At 25.9% G+C, this 17,773-nt stretch carries 20 protein-coding genes; 7 read left to right on the top strand and 13 right to left on the bottom strand.

Annotation, left to right across the window (positions count from 1 at the left end):
- Nucleotide 1: 1 nt before the first annotated feature.
- The 4 genes from J7M87_RS12240 to J7M87_RS12225 all read right to left on the bottom strand — a co-directional run bounded on the left by J7M87_RS12240 (nt 2) and on the right by J7M87_RS12225 (nt 2,142).
- Entirely contained in the window at nt 2-829 is an 828-nt protein-coding gene (locus tag J7M87_RS12240; RefSeq protein WP_291651327.1) for a hypothetical protein, read from the bottom strand.
- Nucleotides 830-950: 121 nt separating this feature from the next.
- The gene (locus J7M87_RS12235; RefSeq protein ID WP_291651326.1) at nt 951-1,181 is read right to left on the bottom strand and encodes a helix-turn-helix domain-containing protein; all 231 of its coding nucleotides are present in this window, start codon (nt 1,179-1,181) and stop codon (nt 951-953) included.
- A 126-nt stretch (nt 1,182-1,307) separates the two neighbouring features.
- Nucleotides 1,308-1,793, bottom strand: coding sequence for a hypothetical protein (locus tag J7M87_RS12230; protein ID WP_291651325.1), 486 nt, complete (start codon nt 1,791-1,793; stop codon nt 1,308-1,310).
- A 148-nt stretch (nt 1,794-1,941) separates the two neighbouring features.
- Nucleotides 1,942-2,142 carry a helix-turn-helix transcriptional regulator gene (locus J7M87_RS12225; protein ID WP_291651324.1) on the bottom strand — a complete coding sequence of 67 codons (201 nt, stop codon included), beginning with the start codon at nt 2,140-2,142 and terminating at the stop codon, nt 1,942-1,944.
- 130 nt (nt 2,143-2,272) lie between these two features.
- Between J7M87_RS12225 and J7M87_RS12220 the strand changes: the two genes are divergently transcribed.
- From J7M87_RS12220 to J7M87_RS12210, 3 genes are all read left to right on the top strand, one after another.
- A complete protein-coding gene (locus tag J7M87_RS12220) occupies nt 2,273-2,794 on the top strand; it encodes a helix-turn-helix transcriptional regulator (protein WP_291651323.1) in 522 nt (173 codons plus the stop codon).
- Between the two features lie 108 nt (nt 2,795-2,902).
- The gene (locus J7M87_RS12215) at nt 2,903-3,478 is read left to right on the top strand and encodes a Uma2 family endonuclease (RefSeq protein ID WP_291651322.1); all 576 of its coding nucleotides are present in this window, start codon (nt 2,903-2,905) and stop codon (nt 3,476-3,478) included.
- 138 nt (nt 3,479-3,616) lie between these two features.
- A complete protein-coding gene (locus tag J7M87_RS12210; protein ID WP_291651321.1) occupies nt 3,617-4,795 on the top strand; it encodes a tyrosine-type recombinase/integrase in 1,179 nt (392 codons plus the stop codon).
- A 302-nt stretch (nt 4,796-5,097) separates the two neighbouring features.
- Here J7M87_RS12210 and J7M87_RS12205 read toward each other — a convergent pair whose 3' ends face one another.
- The 3 genes from J7M87_RS12205 to J7M87_RS12195 form a co-directional block, all read right to left on the bottom strand.
- Nucleotides 5,098-5,904 carry a hypothetical protein gene (locus J7M87_RS12205; protein WP_291651320.1) on the bottom strand — a complete coding sequence of 269 codons (807 nt, stop codon included), beginning with the start codon at nt 5,902-5,904 and terminating at the stop codon, nt 5,098-5,100.
- Nucleotides 5,905-6,142: 238 nt separating this feature from the next.
- Nucleotides 6,143-7,042 carry a patatin-like phospholipase family protein gene (locus J7M87_RS12200; RefSeq protein WP_291651319.1) on the bottom strand — a complete coding sequence of 300 codons (900 nt, stop codon included), beginning with the start codon at nt 7,040-7,042 and terminating at the stop codon, nt 6,143-6,145.
- A gap of 222 nt (nt 7,043-7,264) precedes the next feature.
- Nucleotides 7,265-8,365 (bottom strand): PQQ-dependent sugar dehydrogenase, encoded by a 1,101-nt coding sequence (locus J7M87_RS12195; RefSeq protein WP_291651318.1) that lies wholly within the window; start codon nt 8,363-8,365, stop codon nt 7,265-7,267.
- 245 nt (nt 8,366-8,610) lie between these two features.
- Here J7M87_RS12195 and J7M87_RS12190 point away from each other — a divergent pair, with 245 nt between their 5' ends.
- From J7M87_RS12190 to J7M87_RS12180, 3 genes are all read left to right on the top strand, one after another.
- Nucleotides 8,611-10,743 carry a HAMP domain-containing sensor histidine kinase gene (locus J7M87_RS12190; protein ID WP_291651317.1) on the top strand — a complete coding sequence of 711 codons (2,133 nt, stop codon included), beginning with the start codon at nt 8,611-8,613 and terminating at the stop codon, nt 10,741-10,743.
- A gap of 294 nt (nt 10,744-11,037) precedes the next feature.
- Nucleotides 11,038-11,580, top strand: a complete 543-nt coding sequence (locus J7M87_RS12185; RefSeq protein WP_008679657.1) for an NADH peroxidase — start codon at nt 11,038-11,040, stop codon at nt 11,578-11,580.
- A 26-nt stretch (nt 11,581-11,606) separates the two neighbouring features.
- A complete protein-coding gene (locus J7M87_RS12180; RefSeq protein ID WP_195264196.1) occupies nt 11,607-11,927 on the top strand; it encodes a DUF1540 domain-containing protein in 321 nt (106 codons plus the stop codon).
- 163 nt (nt 11,928-12,090) lie between these two features.
- On the opposite strand, the gene J7M87_RS12175 is transcribed toward J7M87_RS12180, so the two are convergent.
- The 3 genes from J7M87_RS12175 to J7M87_RS12165 form a co-directional block, all read right to left on the bottom strand.
- Nucleotides 12,091-12,864, bottom strand: a complete 774-nt coding sequence (locus tag J7M87_RS12175; protein WP_291651316.1) for a response regulator — start codon at nt 12,862-12,864, stop codon at nt 12,091-12,093.
- A 427-nt stretch (nt 12,865-13,291) separates the two neighbouring features.
- Entirely contained in the window at nt 13,292-14,320 is a 1,029-nt protein-coding gene (locus J7M87_RS12170) for a pyruvate kinase (protein WP_291651315.1), read from the bottom strand.
- Nucleotides 14,321-14,477: 157 nt separating this feature from the next.
- Entirely contained in the window at nt 14,478-14,909 is a 432-nt protein-coding gene (locus J7M87_RS12165) for a hypothetical protein (RefSeq protein WP_291651314.1), read from the bottom strand.
- A gap of 117 nt (nt 14,910-15,026) precedes the next feature.
- Between J7M87_RS12165 and J7M87_RS12160 the strand changes: the two genes are divergently transcribed.
- Nucleotides 15,027-15,515: a DUF4883 family protein gene (locus J7M87_RS12160; RefSeq protein ID WP_291651313.1), complete on the top strand. Its 489-nt coding sequence runs from the start codon at nt 15,027-15,029 to the stop codon at nt 15,513-15,515.
- Nucleotides 15,516-15,638: 123 nt separating this feature from the next.
- Here J7M87_RS12160 and folK read toward each other — a convergent pair whose 3' ends face one another.
- From folK to J7M87_RS12145, 3 genes are read right to left on the bottom strand one after another with little or no spacing between them, the layout of a single operon-like run.
- Nucleotides 15,639-16,454 (bottom strand): 2-amino-4-hydroxy-6-hydroxymethyldihydropteridine diphosphokinase, encoded by an 816-nt coding sequence (gene folK, locus J7M87_RS12155; protein ID WP_291651312.1) that lies wholly within the window; start codon nt 16,452-16,454, stop codon nt 15,639-15,641.
- Between the two features lie 10 nt (nt 16,455-16,464).
- Nucleotides 16,465-17,274, bottom strand: coding sequence for a dihydropteroate synthase (gene folP / locus J7M87_RS12150; protein ID WP_291651311.1), 810 nt, complete (start codon nt 17,272-17,274; stop codon nt 16,465-16,467).
- Nucleotides 17,275-17,299: 25 nt separating this feature from the next.
- A complete protein-coding gene (locus J7M87_RS12145; protein WP_291651310.1) occupies nt 17,300-17,773 on the bottom strand; it encodes an HD domain-containing protein in 474 nt (157 codons plus the stop codon).

Below are 17,773 nucleotides of genomic sequence, written 5' to 3'. Positions count from 1 at the left end.
TCTACACTCTTCCTCCTAAAAACTCCTCTATTTCTATACTTTTACTATCATTACTTTGTTCCACTTTCTTTGTCTTCATTTCATTGACTTTTAAGTAATTTAAATACTTGCTACCATCATTTAAAAACAATCCTATTTGTCTTATACCATCTTTATCCTTTCTTACTAGAAATTCATTTAATCCCCATTGATAGTTACACCATTGATAATTAAGGTCATTATACATATCGCCATAGTTATTAATAGCCTCCAATATTTCATCTTTAGAGTATTCCTTTAATGCTTTATCTATAGCTTTTTTCATTTCATTAGTTAATGCTCTATGCTTTCTAACATTTTTACTTATCCAAAAATCAAAAATAGTATTATATATATTTTCTTTTCTTTTATTTTTATTTTTAGATGTGTTATCTACTGTGTTATTATATGTGTTTTTACTGTGTTCTTTATTATCTTCAAGTCCTTTTGTTCTCTCACTTTTACTGTGTTCTAACTGTGTTACTACTATGTTTTCTACTGTGTTGTTTTCAACCTGTACTAAATACTCATAAATCGACCCTTGTTTTGGATTTTTTGAACTCGCTACAAGTCTTATAATATCTAACTTTGTAAACTGTTTTATTAACCTTCTAGCAATCATTTCAGTAATTTCTATATCCTTAGCAACAACTCTAACACTCATAAAAAATTGTCCTTTAGGTAATGGATTATTATTATTTAACCTTTGCCCAAATTCTTTTTTTGTAATCCACATACCAAACTTAAACTCTATACTATCTATTTCATATTCAAGTATTCTTGAATCTATTTTATGATAAGGAATATTCAAGTTCTCACCTACTTAAATGCCATTTTAAAATTATGAAGTCCACTCCATGTAATAGGCTTGTCCCATTCCTTACATAACTTCACATATGCTCTAAATATTTTTATATCCATGCCTACACCTCCTATAATACTTCTCCGATATGTTCTGATAACCATTCATCTAATTTGCTTAAAATAATCCTTATATCTCTCCCCATACGTATACAAGGAAATCCTTCTATATGTGTTAATCTTCTTGCTTTATCTACAGATATATCTAACATTTCTGCAAGTTCTGGAATTTTACAAGTTAATTTATCTACTTTCTTTCTATACTCTTGTATTGTTATTGGTTGTTGTTCTAATTCTTCCATTCTTTATCCCTCCATAATTTTATTAAACAAATTTAAGTATTAATGCTTTTAGGCTCCTATTTCAGCTTTTGAATATTTAAATATAGTTTTATACCTAAATACGCTCTAAAATTTAAATTTAACTCTTTATTCGCTTATTCTCTCCCTAAATTTTTCAAGAGATTTTCTAGCTTGTTCTTTTCTCTCTTCTGAAATTTCTTTTATTAGTCCTTTTTCAAGATAATACTGTTTATTTTCATTGAACCATTCAAATAATTTTAAATTCCTCTTGCTAGCTGATTTTATATTTGCCCCTAATGTTCTTGCTCCAAAAATATCAGCTATTTTATGTATATCTTTTTCATAGAACTTAAACATTAAGTCTTCATCTGTTGAATTATTATTTATTATTTCAATTCCTTGCGACTTTAAGCTATTTACTGTTAAATTTGCTTTATTTCTACCTTCTTTATAGTAAACTAAGGTTTCATCATCAAAACGGTAAATTTGACCTCCATTCTTGCAATAGATATAATTATCCTCTTTACAAGGTTTTAACGTTTCTCTACAAAATTCACATACCACCCGATATCGACCTACATACATATTCATTCCATTTTTTGTATATGCCATAATATCAATCCTTTCATTTCTCTATTTAATATCTATAAAGCATTGCACTTTATTTTTGTCTTACTCTGTAGTGTCATTTAGATATGATTTATTTTCGCCACTTGTTGCGAAAGATTTTTGATATGTTTATTGCCATAAGTAGCAACAATTATTCTTCTTCACTGAAAAAAAGTTCAGTAACTGATGTGTCAAGTACTTTTGCTATTTTTTTCATAACTTCTAATTTAGGACTTTTTATCTTATCTCTTTCCAGTGCTGATAATGAATATCTAGAAATTCCTACTCTTTCTGCTAACTCGCATTGTTTAATACCTTTTTCTATTCTTTTAATCTTTAATTTTAATCCCATTTACTCACCACCTTTACACACTTTTGTGCTTGTTAATTTTATATTATCACGCACAAAAGTGTATGTCAAGCACAAAAGTGTGTACTTTCTATATTTTTGTTGCTATAATTGAAGTAAGGAGGTTTTAACCATGGATAATACTATCGGTAATAATATAAGAAAGTTACGTACTGAAAGAAACTTAACGCAACGAGAATTGTCTGATAAAAGTAAAATTTCCCTATCTGCTATAAATAAGTATGAAAGAGGAGATAGAATTCCCAAATTTGAAACTATTGAAAAATTATCTGACGCCCTAAATGTTCAAACAGATTATATTTTAGGTAGAAGTGATTATCGAAAATTCAATAGTGTTATATTACACAATGATTTTCAAGCACTTTCAAAAATAATTGAGTTATCTGATAACCCTAAAGTTTCTAAATTAATTACAAATATTGTCGATACAATGTTTTTAACAATTTTCTCTGATTCAAAAGAAGGTAATTTAGATAAACTCAACCTAATACATGATTTATATCGCAATATTTATAATTTGGGAATTTCAATAAAATTTGAAGGTAGAGAGGATTCTCCTGTCCCTTCTGCTAATGAATTGATTAAAAACCAAACTAATCTTATTAATGATTTAGCTGAATTAACTAAAAGATAACCCCCAAACTAATATGTAGATACTATAAAAAAAATCAAAGGTAACTACATTTTATACTTAGTCCGAAATTAAGACGAAGATATTAAATATAAGAAAGGAGATTTTATTATGTTAGCAAAGGAAAATAAAACTTATACTTATAAAGATTACCTTACTTATGATGAAAATGAGCGTATAGAGATTATTGAAGGAAAAATATATAATATGAGCCCTGCTCCTTCAAGAATACATCAAAAAATAATTATGAAGGTATCTAACCAACTAGAAAACTATACTAAAGCCAATAATGGCTCCTGTGAAGTCTATCCTGCTCCATTTGATGTAATTCTTATTGATGATAATGAGGGTATTAATAGTAGCAAGAATATAGTTCAACCCGATATATCTGTTATATGTGATAAGTCTAAATTAACTGATAAAGGTTGCACAGGCTCACCAAATATGATTGTAGAAGTTGTATCGCCTTTTAATCCTAGCAATGACTATATAAGAAAAGCTGGTTTATATGAAAAGTATAAAGTACAAGAATACTGGATTATTAACCCTATGAAAAAGAATATATTAGTTTATAACCTAACTGATACTGGCTATGATACACCTAATATCTATTCATTTGATGATGTGGTACCAGTATCTATATTTAAAGACCTTAATATTGATTTTTCATCTTTAGACTTAACTTAATTTATTAAGGTTGCCTAATTATATTCGGTAACCTTTTTCCGAATCTTTCCCCACTTGTGTGGAATTATCGCCAACATAATGGGGAAATGTAGTGTCAATACCACTACATCATAAAATATAAGAAAGGAGATGTATATAATGGCTAAAAGGTCTAATGGTGAAGGCTCTGCCGGGTGGGTAACTAGAAATGGTATAAAATACTGGCGTATTGCTATATTTAAAGGATATGACCCTCTAACTGGAAAACCTAAAAGAAAAGTCATATATGGTAAAACTCAAAAGGAAGCTAAAGCCAAATTAAAAGAATACCAAGAAACACATACGATAAATAGCGATAATTCCACTTTAGGAAACTTCTTTTATGATTGGATATGGAATATTAAAAAACAAGAATTAAAGCCGTCTACCTTTGAAAGAATTGAAGGTATATATAGATTATATATAAAACCTACTAAAGGATTAAATGATGTTAAATTAATTGATGTAGATACTTTATATCTTCAAAAAATAACTAATAAATTATTAGAAAAACATACTTTATCACAAATTAAAAATCTTAATCGTGCTATTGGTAAATGCTTTGATTACGCTATTACTATAAATAAAGTTAAGAATAATCCTACTAGAGGTATAGTTTATCCTAAAAATCATGATGTTATAGAAGAAAAAGAAAACTATATTTCAGAAGATGAGCAAAAAGCCTTAATAAAAGCTCTACAAGGAGATAAACTCGAGGGAATAATATTATTAGGCTTAATGTGTGGACTTCGTCTAGGTGAGGCTATGGCTCTACAAGAAAAGGATATAGACTTTGATAATAGAGTTATAAGAATAAATAAATCTGTTAAATATGTATGGACTGGAGAACGTACTAAGGAAGGTAAGAAGATCTATGAAAATAGAGTTACTATTCCTAAGACTAAAAAGAGTATAAGAGAAGTTCCTTTTCCATCTTTACTTACTCCTATACTCAAATCTCTTATCAAAAATAATAAAGAAAATAAACTTAGGCTTGGAGAGTTATATTTTGATAATAAATTAATCTTCTGTAAGGAAAATGGTGATTATTTAGATAATAAACAACCTAATAGGCGTTTAAAAGCAGCTCTTAAGAAGGCTGAAATAAAAACTGATATACATTTCCATAGTTTAAGACATATATTTATTACTAACTGTATAAGTAACGATATTAATTTAAAAACTATAATGAACTGGGTAGGCCATACTGATATATCTGTTACTATGGGAGTTTATGCAGAAGTCAATAAACATAAAGATATTAAAGAATATGATAAGATAAATAATATGTTTGCATAGGTTGGTATATTTATATCAGCCTATTTTTTTGTTACACTTTTTGTTACAACTAGTGTAACAATTAATAAAAATATTATAATTTGCGAAATGGTATAAACCCTTTAAATATCAAAATTACAGAGTTATTTAATACTTGTACCAAAATTGATATTTTGATTCCCTCTGCCGGCACCAAAAACACTTAAACTCTTGTAACTTCAAGATTTAAGTGTTTTTTCTTTATTTAATCATAAAATAAATTTAGAAATTATCTATATCCAAGTATATACATGTGGTTACTACATAAATATATTTAGTAACTACTATATCCCCCATTCTACTTTTAATTTATTAACTATTTTCATCATTTCCCCATCATCTTTCGCTATATCTGGGTGATATGTTTTTGCTAAGGTTTTATATATTTTCTTATACTTGTCCTTATCTTCTTTATTGTAGTTACTATGTTTATTTTTCTGGTAACTACTATCTGAATTATAGCTTTTGTAGTTACTTTTAAAATCTTCATAGTAACTACGCTGCTGTTCTTTAGCTGATTCATACTGTCTTTTTATTTGTTCTAGCATTTCCTTATTTCTAAGTATTCCAAAAACATCATAACATTTATCATAAGAGCCTCTTCCATATATTTCTTCAAAGTTTATTTTATCTTTTATATACTTATTTATTATTTTTTCATGTTTCTTATGAGTTTCGTATTCTTTCGTTTTTCTATATTCCTTCCCTATTTTTTCAACTAATGGATTAAGTTTTTTATATATCATTTTACAAAGTTGTTCTTCTCTTATCCCGATTAATTCACATTTATTATTTAAATTGCAATAATCACCTATCCATGTATCAGAATTAGTAGCAATTTCATAATATTCAATTGTACCTATACTCCATTGTTTCTTTTTAACTTTACCATTTTCCCTATAACTCTTATGAATACTTATTTTATAAGCCTTCTTTATAGATCTTTTAAATCTACCTCCTGTATATTCATACCCATAATATCCACAATTAACACCATATTTAACTGATGATGTATAATATGCCTCAAGTTCTTTGTATTCTCCATAAGTATTTTCTTTTTTAAGTTTTATTTCTTGTATTACACAATACACTTTATATCCCCTTCCTCGTAGTTACTTCAATATAATTTTTAGTAACTACTTTATACTATATAAATATGCAATAAAACTTCTTATTTAATTTAATTATCTTATTTTTCCTAAATAATTTTTAACTAATATATAAGCTTTCTTCATAAACAAACATTTTCAAATTGTCTATTTCTATATTATTATGCATAAAAAAGGACTCTTTCTAGAATCCCTTTTATCAATCTATTATCAAAAGTTATTATTCTTGTTCTCTATTATACTTATCCTTAATAAGCTTAATAATTAAAGGAGCTAACTTAATCATAGAGTCTCTGTAACCTAATTCAATGTTGTCATTTAACTTACTTTTATTTATCATTACACTTCCAGCTCCATTAACTAATTCTATCTTTTTAGATGGATATATCTCTATAATTTTATTTTTATCGAATCCATCTTTATTTAACCTATCCTTATTAGATAAACCTACAACAATTATTAAATCACAATCATATTTCTTTAATGGTGCTATTGGAATATTGTCTATATTATTTTTAGAGTACTCTGGTGACTTAATTCCTCCATCTGCATATCTATTATTTCCTATTTTTATAGGACTAAAGATTATTGGTATAGCACAAGATGCTAAAACTATATTCAATATTTCTTCATTGCTATATTCATTTAACTTAAAGTACTCTGGACTTTTTTTATCTACATTATATGCACATGCATATATATCTCTATTATGCATATTTATAGTTTCTATATTTACATACTCCTTTATAAAATTTTCTATACCTATTTGTGATAAAAGCCCTATATCATTATTTTTTATTTGCTCTATTATGCTATTCTCATAATTACCATGAGCAATAGTCTTTATAAATTCAGGTATTTTTATATTTCTAGTTCTTTCTTGTAATCTTATGAATCTAGAATATGTTATACTACTCCAACTATCTTTTATAATTTTTCTATCATTCATAGCAAATAGCAAAGCATTCACAGATCCTACAGAAGTTCCTGATATAACTTTTACATTATCTATTAAATCTAATTCCCATAATGTTTTAAAAACTCCAGCCTCATATGCTCCCTTAGCTCCACCTCCGGAAAGTACAAGGCCAATTTTAAAATCTTCTAACATCCTACTCATCTTAACCTCTCTTAGTAAAATCATCACTATATATTGTAAATATGTAAAGTATCTTTAATTAATTGAATTATATAATACTGATATTACCTCAGTAAATATATATTATTTATATTTTTATTTAGTATTATAAATTTATTTTATAATACTAAAGGGGCTGTATAAAAACGCCCCTTATTTTAAAATGTATAATATATTGTTCAAAATTCTCTTATTCTTCCTAACTTAACTAGGAATTAATCTTATAATTTTATCATCTCCGACATTAATATTACCTCTTCCATCCCTATTACTTGTTGTAATATAAATAGATCCATCTTTACTATGAACAACTTCACGTAATCGTCCATACTTATTTTTAAACAATGAGTCTATGTTATTTACAGATGTTCCATTTGATTCTAATGATACTACAAGTAACTGTTCTCCACGTAAAGTAGCTACTAGTAATTTACCTGCCCATGGACCTTTATTTATAAAAGTCATTCCTGATGGTGCCCATGTAATATTTCCACTTTGAATCAATGGTAATTGTGATTTTATTACATTAGAATTTTCATCTCCCTGAACTAAAGGCCACCCATAATTGGCTCCTGGCCTTATAATATTTATCTCGTCATGCGCTGTTTGTCCATGCTCTGATCCATACAGAACATTATTTGAACTCCATGCTAATCCTTGTGGATTTCTATGACCTAAACTATAAACTGGTGAATTTTTAATTGGATTATCTTTGGGAATACTTCCATCTAACTCTATTCTTAATATCTTTCCTGCTAAACTTCTAACATCTTGTGATAAATTAGGATTTCCTGCATCCCCCGTTGTTATATATATCTTCTTATCTTCTCCTATCTTTATACGTCCTCCATTATGAATTTCTCCACCTGGAATTTTATCTAGAATAATTTTATCAATAAATGCCTTGTTATTTCTTTCAATTAATCTAATTACTCGATTATAGATTTTATTTTCTTCTAAATATGAATGCATTACATAAATATAATTATTCTCTAAATGACTTGGGTCTAGTGCAATTCCCATCAAGCCACCTTCCCCTCTACTTATGAAAGGTGAAGTAAACCTAATTAATGGCTCTTCCTTAAGTTTACCATTTTCAATTATCCTAACTATACCTGATCTTTCTGTAAAATATATTTTACCATCACTGCTTATGTCTATAGCCCAAGGAACAAATAAATTTTCTGCTATAATTTCTATTTTATATGGAAATTCCTTTAATGAAGATAATTCAGCTTTTGTATTCTTCATATTTTCACTACGAGATAACATATTAGATAAAGCACTATATATTATTCTTTTCATAGCAATATCCTCCATATCATAATTAACACTTTCTTTATAATATGAATATATAACTATATTGCACCATTTATTTTTATTATAAATATGTATTTTTTATATTTATATTAACCCTATACGCAAACCTAAATGATATAATTTCTTCCAAAATAATAACTTTTTCATCAACTTTCTCATAAATATTATACATAAAATTGAATTTATGGTAAAATATTATATAAACTAGTCATTTTGTGGAGGTTGTGTTAATGGAAATTGTCAACAAAGAAATAATAACTAATTCTAATAATTTTTATATAGATATAATAAAGAATTTACTTTTCACCCCAAATATATTTATAAATAGAACTTATCTTAATGATTTAACTGAAGATATGGAAAATAGATTAATTAATGATAGTATTGATAAAAATGAACAGTTTATAATAAAACTTATAATTGGAATTTGTAATGAAAAATTAGAAGAATACTTTTATGCTATAAGCATATTTAATGAATTGATTCAAAGTAAAGACCTTATAAAAGATTCATTCTTTATAGGAGTCTTATATATTTATTTGTCTATTATTAATTTAAAAATTAATAATATTGATTCACACAAGAAATATTTTAATTTAGGTAAATTATTTTTAGAAGATAATAATCAATTTGAACTTCTTCTTTTTCTTCATATAAATACTTCTGCCATAAACTTAAAAATCTATAAATTTGATATTTCCTTATATAATAATATTGATAGTTCATTTAAAATTTTAGCAGAACATGAATATCAATATGCGCCTCAAGCATATTTAATACTTGGAATTATATATTATAAATATCTAAATTTAAATAGTATATCAATAAAGCTTTTAAATAAAGCTATATCTATTTCAAAATTTAATGTTCAAAATGAAATAGAAATTTTAGCAAACTATCATATAGCTTCAGTTTATATGCAATTATATAAATTTAAAGATAGTACAAAGTTATATAAAAGTATTTTAAAAAATTATGAGTATTCATTACCTATTAATATTAAAATTGATATCTATATTAAGTTATTAAAAATATATATGAAATCTAATACAAAGTTAACTGAGATAGATGAATTATTAAATATTATTGAAAAAAGTATTTATAAGTTAGATCTTTATTATATTGATTTTTATCTTATAAAGTATAATCTACTACTAGTCCAATGTAAAATATCTCAAAACTATGATTTCATAATTGATTCATCATTAAATGACTTATTTTATTACTTAGACAATGCATACTATATATATAAAAGTAATATTTCAAAGTTTAAATTTATGGAATTTGATTATTGGATAGAAATAGAATATGGAAATTTATTTTTTAAATTAAATGATTATGATAACGCTTTATTCCATCATAAAAAGTCATTACTTTATTCTGAAAAATACAAAAATAAAAACACAATATATTCATATGAATTGATCTATAAAGATTTTGAAGCTATTGAAAATTATAAGGAAGCTCTTAATTATCTTAAGGCTTCAAAAGAAACTCTTGAAAATTATAATAGAAGTAAAAAATCTGATATTTATATTCAATTATTTGATGATTATGAAAATCTAAAATGTTACCATTCAATTAAGGACGACTTCTTTTCTAATCTCAGTCACGAACTTAGAACTCCTGTTAATATAATTTATTCTTCTGTGCAGCTTATGAGTTCTTTAAAGGATAGAGATCCTGATTCACTAAAAGAATGTTTTTTAAAATATGAAAAGAGCGTAAGACAAAATTGCTTAAGAATGTTGAAACTAATAAATAATTTAATAGATATAACTAAAATTGATTCTGGTTCGGCTAAATTAAATCTTGTACATTTCGATATAGTATCTTTTCTTGAAGACTTAACCTTATCTATAATTCCCTATACAAGATATAAGAAGCTTAATGTCGTTTTTGATACGAATGTTGAAAAATTATATATGAATTTAGATACTTATGCATTAGAAAAAATATTGCTAAATCTTCTATCTAATGCAATAAAATTTACTAATCCTAATGGAAATATTTTAGTTAAAGTTAACACTGATAAAGATTTCGCTAAAATAATTGTAAGAGATGATGGTATAGGAATACCAAGCAACTTAAGAAATCTTATCTTTGATAAATTTTTTAAAGTAGATGATACTCTCTCTAGAAAAACTGAAGGCAGTGGTATTGGTTTATCAATAACAAAAGCGCTAGTTGAGATGCATGGAGGATCTATTATTGTTAATGATGAATATACTGATGGCACTGAATTTATAGTTAATTTACCAATCCTATCTGAAAAGGAGCCTTTAGAAAATACTGATTTTAAATACTTCATAGATGATGAAAAAATTATAAGAGAATTATCTGATATTTATGAGTTATTTTAAATATATAGAAAGTTATACTAAGTTTTATTTTTTAATACTTAGTATAACTTTTTCATTTATTAATTATAATCTCCATTATTATTAAAATAAGCTTTCCCCACCTCTTCCTCCCCCAAGAATTTAGTATACATATATTCTTAAATATTATAATTTACTTTAATTCAATATTAGCATCTACTATGATTTAATATTAAAATATTTCTTTTTATTAATTATGTATTTTTTACGATATTTAGTAAATACTAGTATTATATTTTAGATTATTATCTAAATTTATTTTAAGGAGGATTCAAAATGAAAAAGTTTGTTTGTACTGTTTGTGGCTATATCCATGAAGGAAATACACCACCAGAATTTTGTCCTGTCTGTAAGGTAGGTCCTGAAAAATTCCAGGAGATCACTGATGAAATGAATTGGGCAGATCAACATAAAATTGGTACTGGAAGTAATCTTGACCCTGAAATTTTAGAAGCACTTAGAGCTAACTTTACAGGTGAGTGTACTGAAGTTGGAATGTACTTAGCTATGTCACGCCAAGCAGATCGTGAAGGATATCCAGAAGTTGCCGAGGCATATAAAAGAATTGCTTATGAAGAAGCTGAGCACGCTTCCAAATTTGCAGAAATTTTAGGTGAAGTTGTTGTTGCTGATACAAAAGCAAATTTACAAGCTAGAGTCGAAGCTGAATATGGTGCTTGTGATGGTAAAAAGAAGCTCGCTGATTTAGCTAAGCAACAAAACCTTGATGCTATTCATGATACAGTTCATGAAATGTGTAAGGATGAAGCTAGACATGGCTGTGCATTCAAAGGCTTATTAGATAGATATTTTAATTAATTATTGGTTAAGAAGGAGAGATTTCAATGCAAAAAATTTATTGTAGCGCAAATAATTGTTCCCATAACAAAGAAAATATTTGTTTTGCTAACCGTATCAACGTTGTTGGAAAAAATTCAGATGTTGAATCTGATACATGTTGTGGATCATTCTTAGATAGATATACCTATGGGAATTTAACTAATAATGTTTATGATGAAGGAGATCCTTGTAGTTGTTTAGTATGTAAGGTTAATAGTTGTAAATATAACGAAAATCAATTATGTTCATTAAATTCTATAAATGTTTCAGGAAATGACGCTAAATTATATAGCCAAACTAATTGTGAAAGCTTTTGTAGGGAATGATATAATAAAAAAATGATATCCATGGTGGGATATCATTTTTTTATTAAGGGGATAAATTATTAATTGCTAAGCTGCGCTAACAACTATATACATATAATACTATGTTTTTATGTCAGTACTGTTACAAAAACTATAAGAAAATATTTCTTTTCCCTTAAGAATATTAATTTTTAATAAATTTATCTAACTTTTTTTGAAGACTATATATCCTTACATTAGACTTTAACTTTGCTATGAATAACTCCTCATCTATTGGCTTAGTTATAAAGTCATCCGCACCACAATCTAAAATCTTAGACAATGCTTTATTATTATCTAAGGCAGTTACAGCTATTATTGATGAGTCAATATTACTTCTTCTTATTTTTCTAATTATATCTTTACCAAATTCATTTTTTAAAATAATATCTATTAAATATATATCATACTTTTTCCCACTATCTATTAATGACTTCCCATCTTTATAGTAATCTACATTATATATTTTTCTACTTCTTAATATTTCTTTTTCTAACTCTAAAAAAAATTCATTATCTTCAACTATTGCTATATTAGCTTCTTGAAGATCTCTCATATACTCATCAGTTCTAAATATAATATCTAAATAATTTCTAACTTCTTCTTCTAAATCTTTCTTTAGTATATACTCACTTATTCCCAGATTAACTAAATCTTTTCTTTTATCATCCATATCTTCACTAGTTACTACAAAGATGGGAATATCAAATCTTTTGTTTATCACTTCTACAAATTCCTCAATCTCTCCACCATTAGCATATAAGGATGATATTATAAGACTAATCTTTTGTGAACTTAAAACGTCTCTTGCCTCATTAAAATCCCTTACATTAATATACTTATGTCCCTTTTCTTTAACAATTTTTTCTAATAACTTAGAGAAAAACCCACTTTGCTCTATATGTAATATATTGTACATTACCTTCCCACCTTTAGTATCATTTTAAATTACTTGTTTCAATCAATTATACATTAAAATTAAGTCTTCTTATTCATATTTATCGTACGATTTTTAAGCTTATGAATCTTTTATAATAAAAAAATGAAAATATATAATTTCATCTATTCCACACTTTGTTATAAGTCAAAGCAAATTAATATATGTCTATTTCGAAACTGAAGGTAATAAACACAAAAAAATCTTTGAATATTACTTCAAAGATTTTAAACTTAAATTTATATTTCAATTAATAAATTACATAATTAAAACTAGTTGTATATTAAATATAAATATTATCCTTTAAAATACATCTTACCAAACACGTTTATATACATATAAAAATAATAAAATTATCGCAACTCCTAAAAGTACCCACAATACTGAATAAATTATATTTTCTATCTTCTTACTCATTTCTATCACCTATACTATAATATTCTATTGCATTTTTTAAGAACTTAACAGTTTGTATTGGTGCTTTTCCTATAGATGTTTCGCCAGCTAATAAAAATCCATTAATTCCATATTTAATAAATTTATGAATGCTTTCTATTTCTGGTAAAGTTGCAGGATGTCCATTCTTCATGCTATTTAATACATGTGTAGCTATAATAACCTTTTTATCATTTCTCTTTATAATATCAATAGCTTGTTCTTGAAGATTCACAGCATTTAATATCCCTGACTCTGGTACTAAATCTCCCCTCCCTATAACAATAGATTCAACTACTTCCAAAATTTCTTTAATATTATTTATTCCATTAGGTGTTTCTATTTTAGCCCATAGCTTGCAATTATTATCTGGATATTTTTCTTTTATTAATTTCTTTATTATATTTATATCTTCTTTTCTTTCAACGAAAGATTGGCAAATTATATCTACGTCATTATCTAATGCCCATAATATATTTTCTTTATCTTTTTCACTTAAAAAAGCTTTATCATCATATATATTAGATAAATTACATCCCTTTCCCCCTCTTACAATTCCACCTCTAAGAACTTTAGCCTTTATTACTCCCTTATCTATTTCTATAATTTCAAAATTCATAGTATTATCCTTCATAGATATAGATTTTATATCACTCTTTATTATTTCTTCAGTTCCTATCGTTAGCGGAATAAGCTTCATTTCATTAAGTTTTGAAGTATCTATATTCCTATAAAAATCTTCTCCACAAAAATACACTTCTTGTCCATTATAAATCTTATATATATATTCTAAATCTTTAGATACCCTTATTTTTTTTCCACATAAATCAACTAGTATATGTACATTTCTTTTTATCTCTCTAGAAAATTTTATCACATATTCAAATTCTTCTTTATTAAAATGAGAACAATTTAACCTTAATATGTCTACCCCATTTTCTATAAGTTCTTTAATAATCCATTTATCTGTAGATTTTGGTCCTATAGTAGCTATTATCTGCATAATACTCTCCCCATTATTACTGATACTTATTTCTACTACAAAAACTATATTTTTATTACTAAAATCTTTTTATATAATTTCATAAAAATATGGTATGAAATTATAGTTTTCAAAAAATTTCACACCATATTAAGACTATTATTTTTATTATCACGCATTATAAATTAAAATTAGCTAATATATTAACTATTCCTTCTATATTTAATTTTTCTATTATCTCTTCATCTTCTAGTGGTACCTTTATATATAATCCAGGTGCATTTATATTTTTAAGTAAATAAAGATGCTCACCTTTTTCACAAATCGTCTTTTTAAGGTTATCTTTAAAAAGATTTTCTACCATTTCACAACAAACTTTTGAATTTTTATCATAGAATATTTTGCACATAGAAATATCATTTTTAAATTCTATTCCAATATAAAAATCTATATTAGTTATATTGGCAATCAAGACTTTTTCTAATAAGTTTTTCCCCATATTCTTATTCTGATTTTCAGATAAATCTACAATAAAATTGCCTCTTTCTTTTAATCCTTGTGAAATGGCATTTAAAATTCTAATATTATTTATATCTATTCCGTACTTCACCCTGCCTCCAAGGAAAATTATTATTAGTTCATTCTATTCTCTTTTATGTGAAAATGTTCTAAAGTCTTTTTTATAGGAATAAGTTTATATATAGCTTATTATTTGAGGAGGTATATCGTGAAGAAATATTTTTTTGCTTTTAGTTCTGTATTAATTATATTTTTATTTACTGGTTGTAATTTTAATAAGTCACAATACATAAGACCAAAGTCTAAACCTAGTAATAATTACTATACGAATGAAATTCAAGAAAAACTAAATAATAAAGAATCCTATACAATTAAGATTTTTGATTTAAATGTATATAAGTATTATAATGTTAATGAGGACGAACACAGCATTCTACCTGAATTTGTTGAATCATTAAGTGATGAAAACTATGGAGCTGAAATAGAAAAAGACCTTAATCCTGAATATAAGTTAATTATAGAGTTTTCAGATTCAAAATATATAATAAATGCATATAATGACAAATTAATATCAGTTCATCCTTGGGATGGTGTCTATGAAGAAGATCTGATTTCTATGGAAGGTGTTTCTGATTATTATAATTTATATAAATTTTGTGAGTATATAAAGAAAGTTTCAAGTGGATTTGAGGGATAGTCTTATAATATTTTAAAAGACAGTAGATAAATCCTTGTTTTTATTCAAGCCTATCTACTGTCCAATTTTAATCAACTTATGTTCTTTCATAAAACTATTTTGATTATTATTTTGTTTACTATTTTATTTTTTTATTTCTTCTAACATTCTAAATACTCTTTTTTTATTTAAAGGGTGTATCATATTAGGAGCTATTTCATTTAATGGAGCTAATACGAATTCTCTTTCTTCCATCCTAGGATGTGGTATTGTTACAAAATCATCACTGGTTACTAAATCATCGTAAAAAATTATATCTAAATCTATTACCCTTGGTCCCCACCTAATTATTCTTTCTCTTTTCATATCTTTTTCAATATCTAGAAGTAAAGTCATTAGTTCTCTTGGATTTAATATAGTACCTACTTCTATTACAGCATTTTTGAAACTATCTTGATTTTCATATCCCCAAGGTTCTGTTTCTATTATAGTAGACTCTTTTATCACCTTTATTTCTTTATTGCTTTTAATTTTTTCTATAGCAATATTTATATTTTCTTCCTTTTCTCCAATATTGCTACCTAATGCAATATAGGCTTTATGCCAACCTCTATTTATTTCTACTGCTGCTGTATCTAAATGTCTTCCTATTGGAGCCCATGGTTTTTTTAATAATACTTTTATATTTTTAACTAAATCATAATTATATAATACATATTCTGCTGTCTTTTCTGCCGCAGTTTCTATTAAATCATAACTTTCTTTTTGAAACTCTTTTTCTATGTTATGACAAAGCTCCCCATAATGAACAGACTTTGTTAAGTCTCCTGTCTTAGATGCTAAGCTTAAATCTACATCCAATTCTAAAGATAATATAAACTTTTGCCCAAGAGATTTTTCTTCATCAAACACGCCATGGTTTGCAAATATTTCAACATCTTTTAAATATAACTTATCCATAGTCTTCCCTCTATTTCATTTTTAATATTTTATCAGTCATTATGCAAGCTCTTTTATTTTCTAGCACATCATGTACTCTAACAATTTTACAGCCTTTCATTATCCCCATAACAGTAGTTGCTATTGTTCCTTCTACTCTCTCATCTACTGGTAAGTCTAAAGCTAATCCAATCATTGATTTTCTAGAAGTTGCAAGTAAAACAGGAAATCCTATATTTACAATCTGCTCTAAGTTGTTCATTACAATTAAATTTTCTTCGTAATTTTTAGCAAATCCTATACCTGGATCCAATATAATATTTTCTCTTTTTACTCCAGCGTTTAAAGCTATATTTATACTTTCTATTAAATCTTCCAATACATTCTTCATTAAATTTGTATAAGGTTTATTTTCTCTATTATGCATTAATATGCATGGAACATTATATTCTGCTGCTACTTTAGCTATATTTTCATCTTTTTTAAATCCCCATACATCATTTATAATATCAGCTCCTGCTTTTATAGCTTCTTCTGCAGTTTTACTTTTATAAGTATCTATTGATATTAAAACATCTAATTCACTTCTTATAGCTTTAATTATTGGAACTACTCTTTTTATTTCTTCTTCTTCAGATACATATTCTGCTCCTGGTCTTGTTGATTCTCCACCTATATCTATTATATCGGCTCCATCTTCTAACATTTGTTTTGCTCTTTTTAAAGCTTCGTGAACTTCATTATATTTACCACCATCAGAAAAAGAATCTGGCGTTACATTTAGTATTCCCATAACATAAGTTCTTTCATCTAAATTTATTATTTTTCTTCCTATCTTCATATTTCCCTGCCCCTATATTATATTTTTATAATATTATAATTTTATTTTTCTTATTTTCATCCCAATAGCAATCATTATAAGCCTTACAATTAAAACAATTTCTTGAAAGCTTATCACTTTTATATATTATTTTTGAAAGCTCATCATCACTTTCTTTTCTATGCTCTTTTATGCATTTAATAATTAATGCTTTATCTTCATCAGAAAAATTTGTATCTTTTAATATTTCTCCTGCTATTATAGCACTACCTTTATGATGATCTATGCCTTCATTATATTGCAAAACTCTTCCTATATCATGTAATAATGCTATTGAGTATATTACTTCTTTATTATATCTTAATCCTTTTTCTAATACAGTTATATAAGCAATTCTTGCAACATCTAAAAAATGTTCAAGGGTATGATTACAAAATTCTCTATTTATTTCTAATTCATTTAATTCATTTAATAAGCTTTTATATTTAGGATTATTTAGAATTTTATTAACATTTTCCAA

It is taken from the genome of Clostridium sp., from assembly GCF_017888565.1.
GTDB lineage: Bacteria > Bacillota > Clostridia > Clostridiales > Clostridiaceae > Clostridium.
This window is presented reverse-complemented; position numbering and strand designations above follow the sequence as displayed.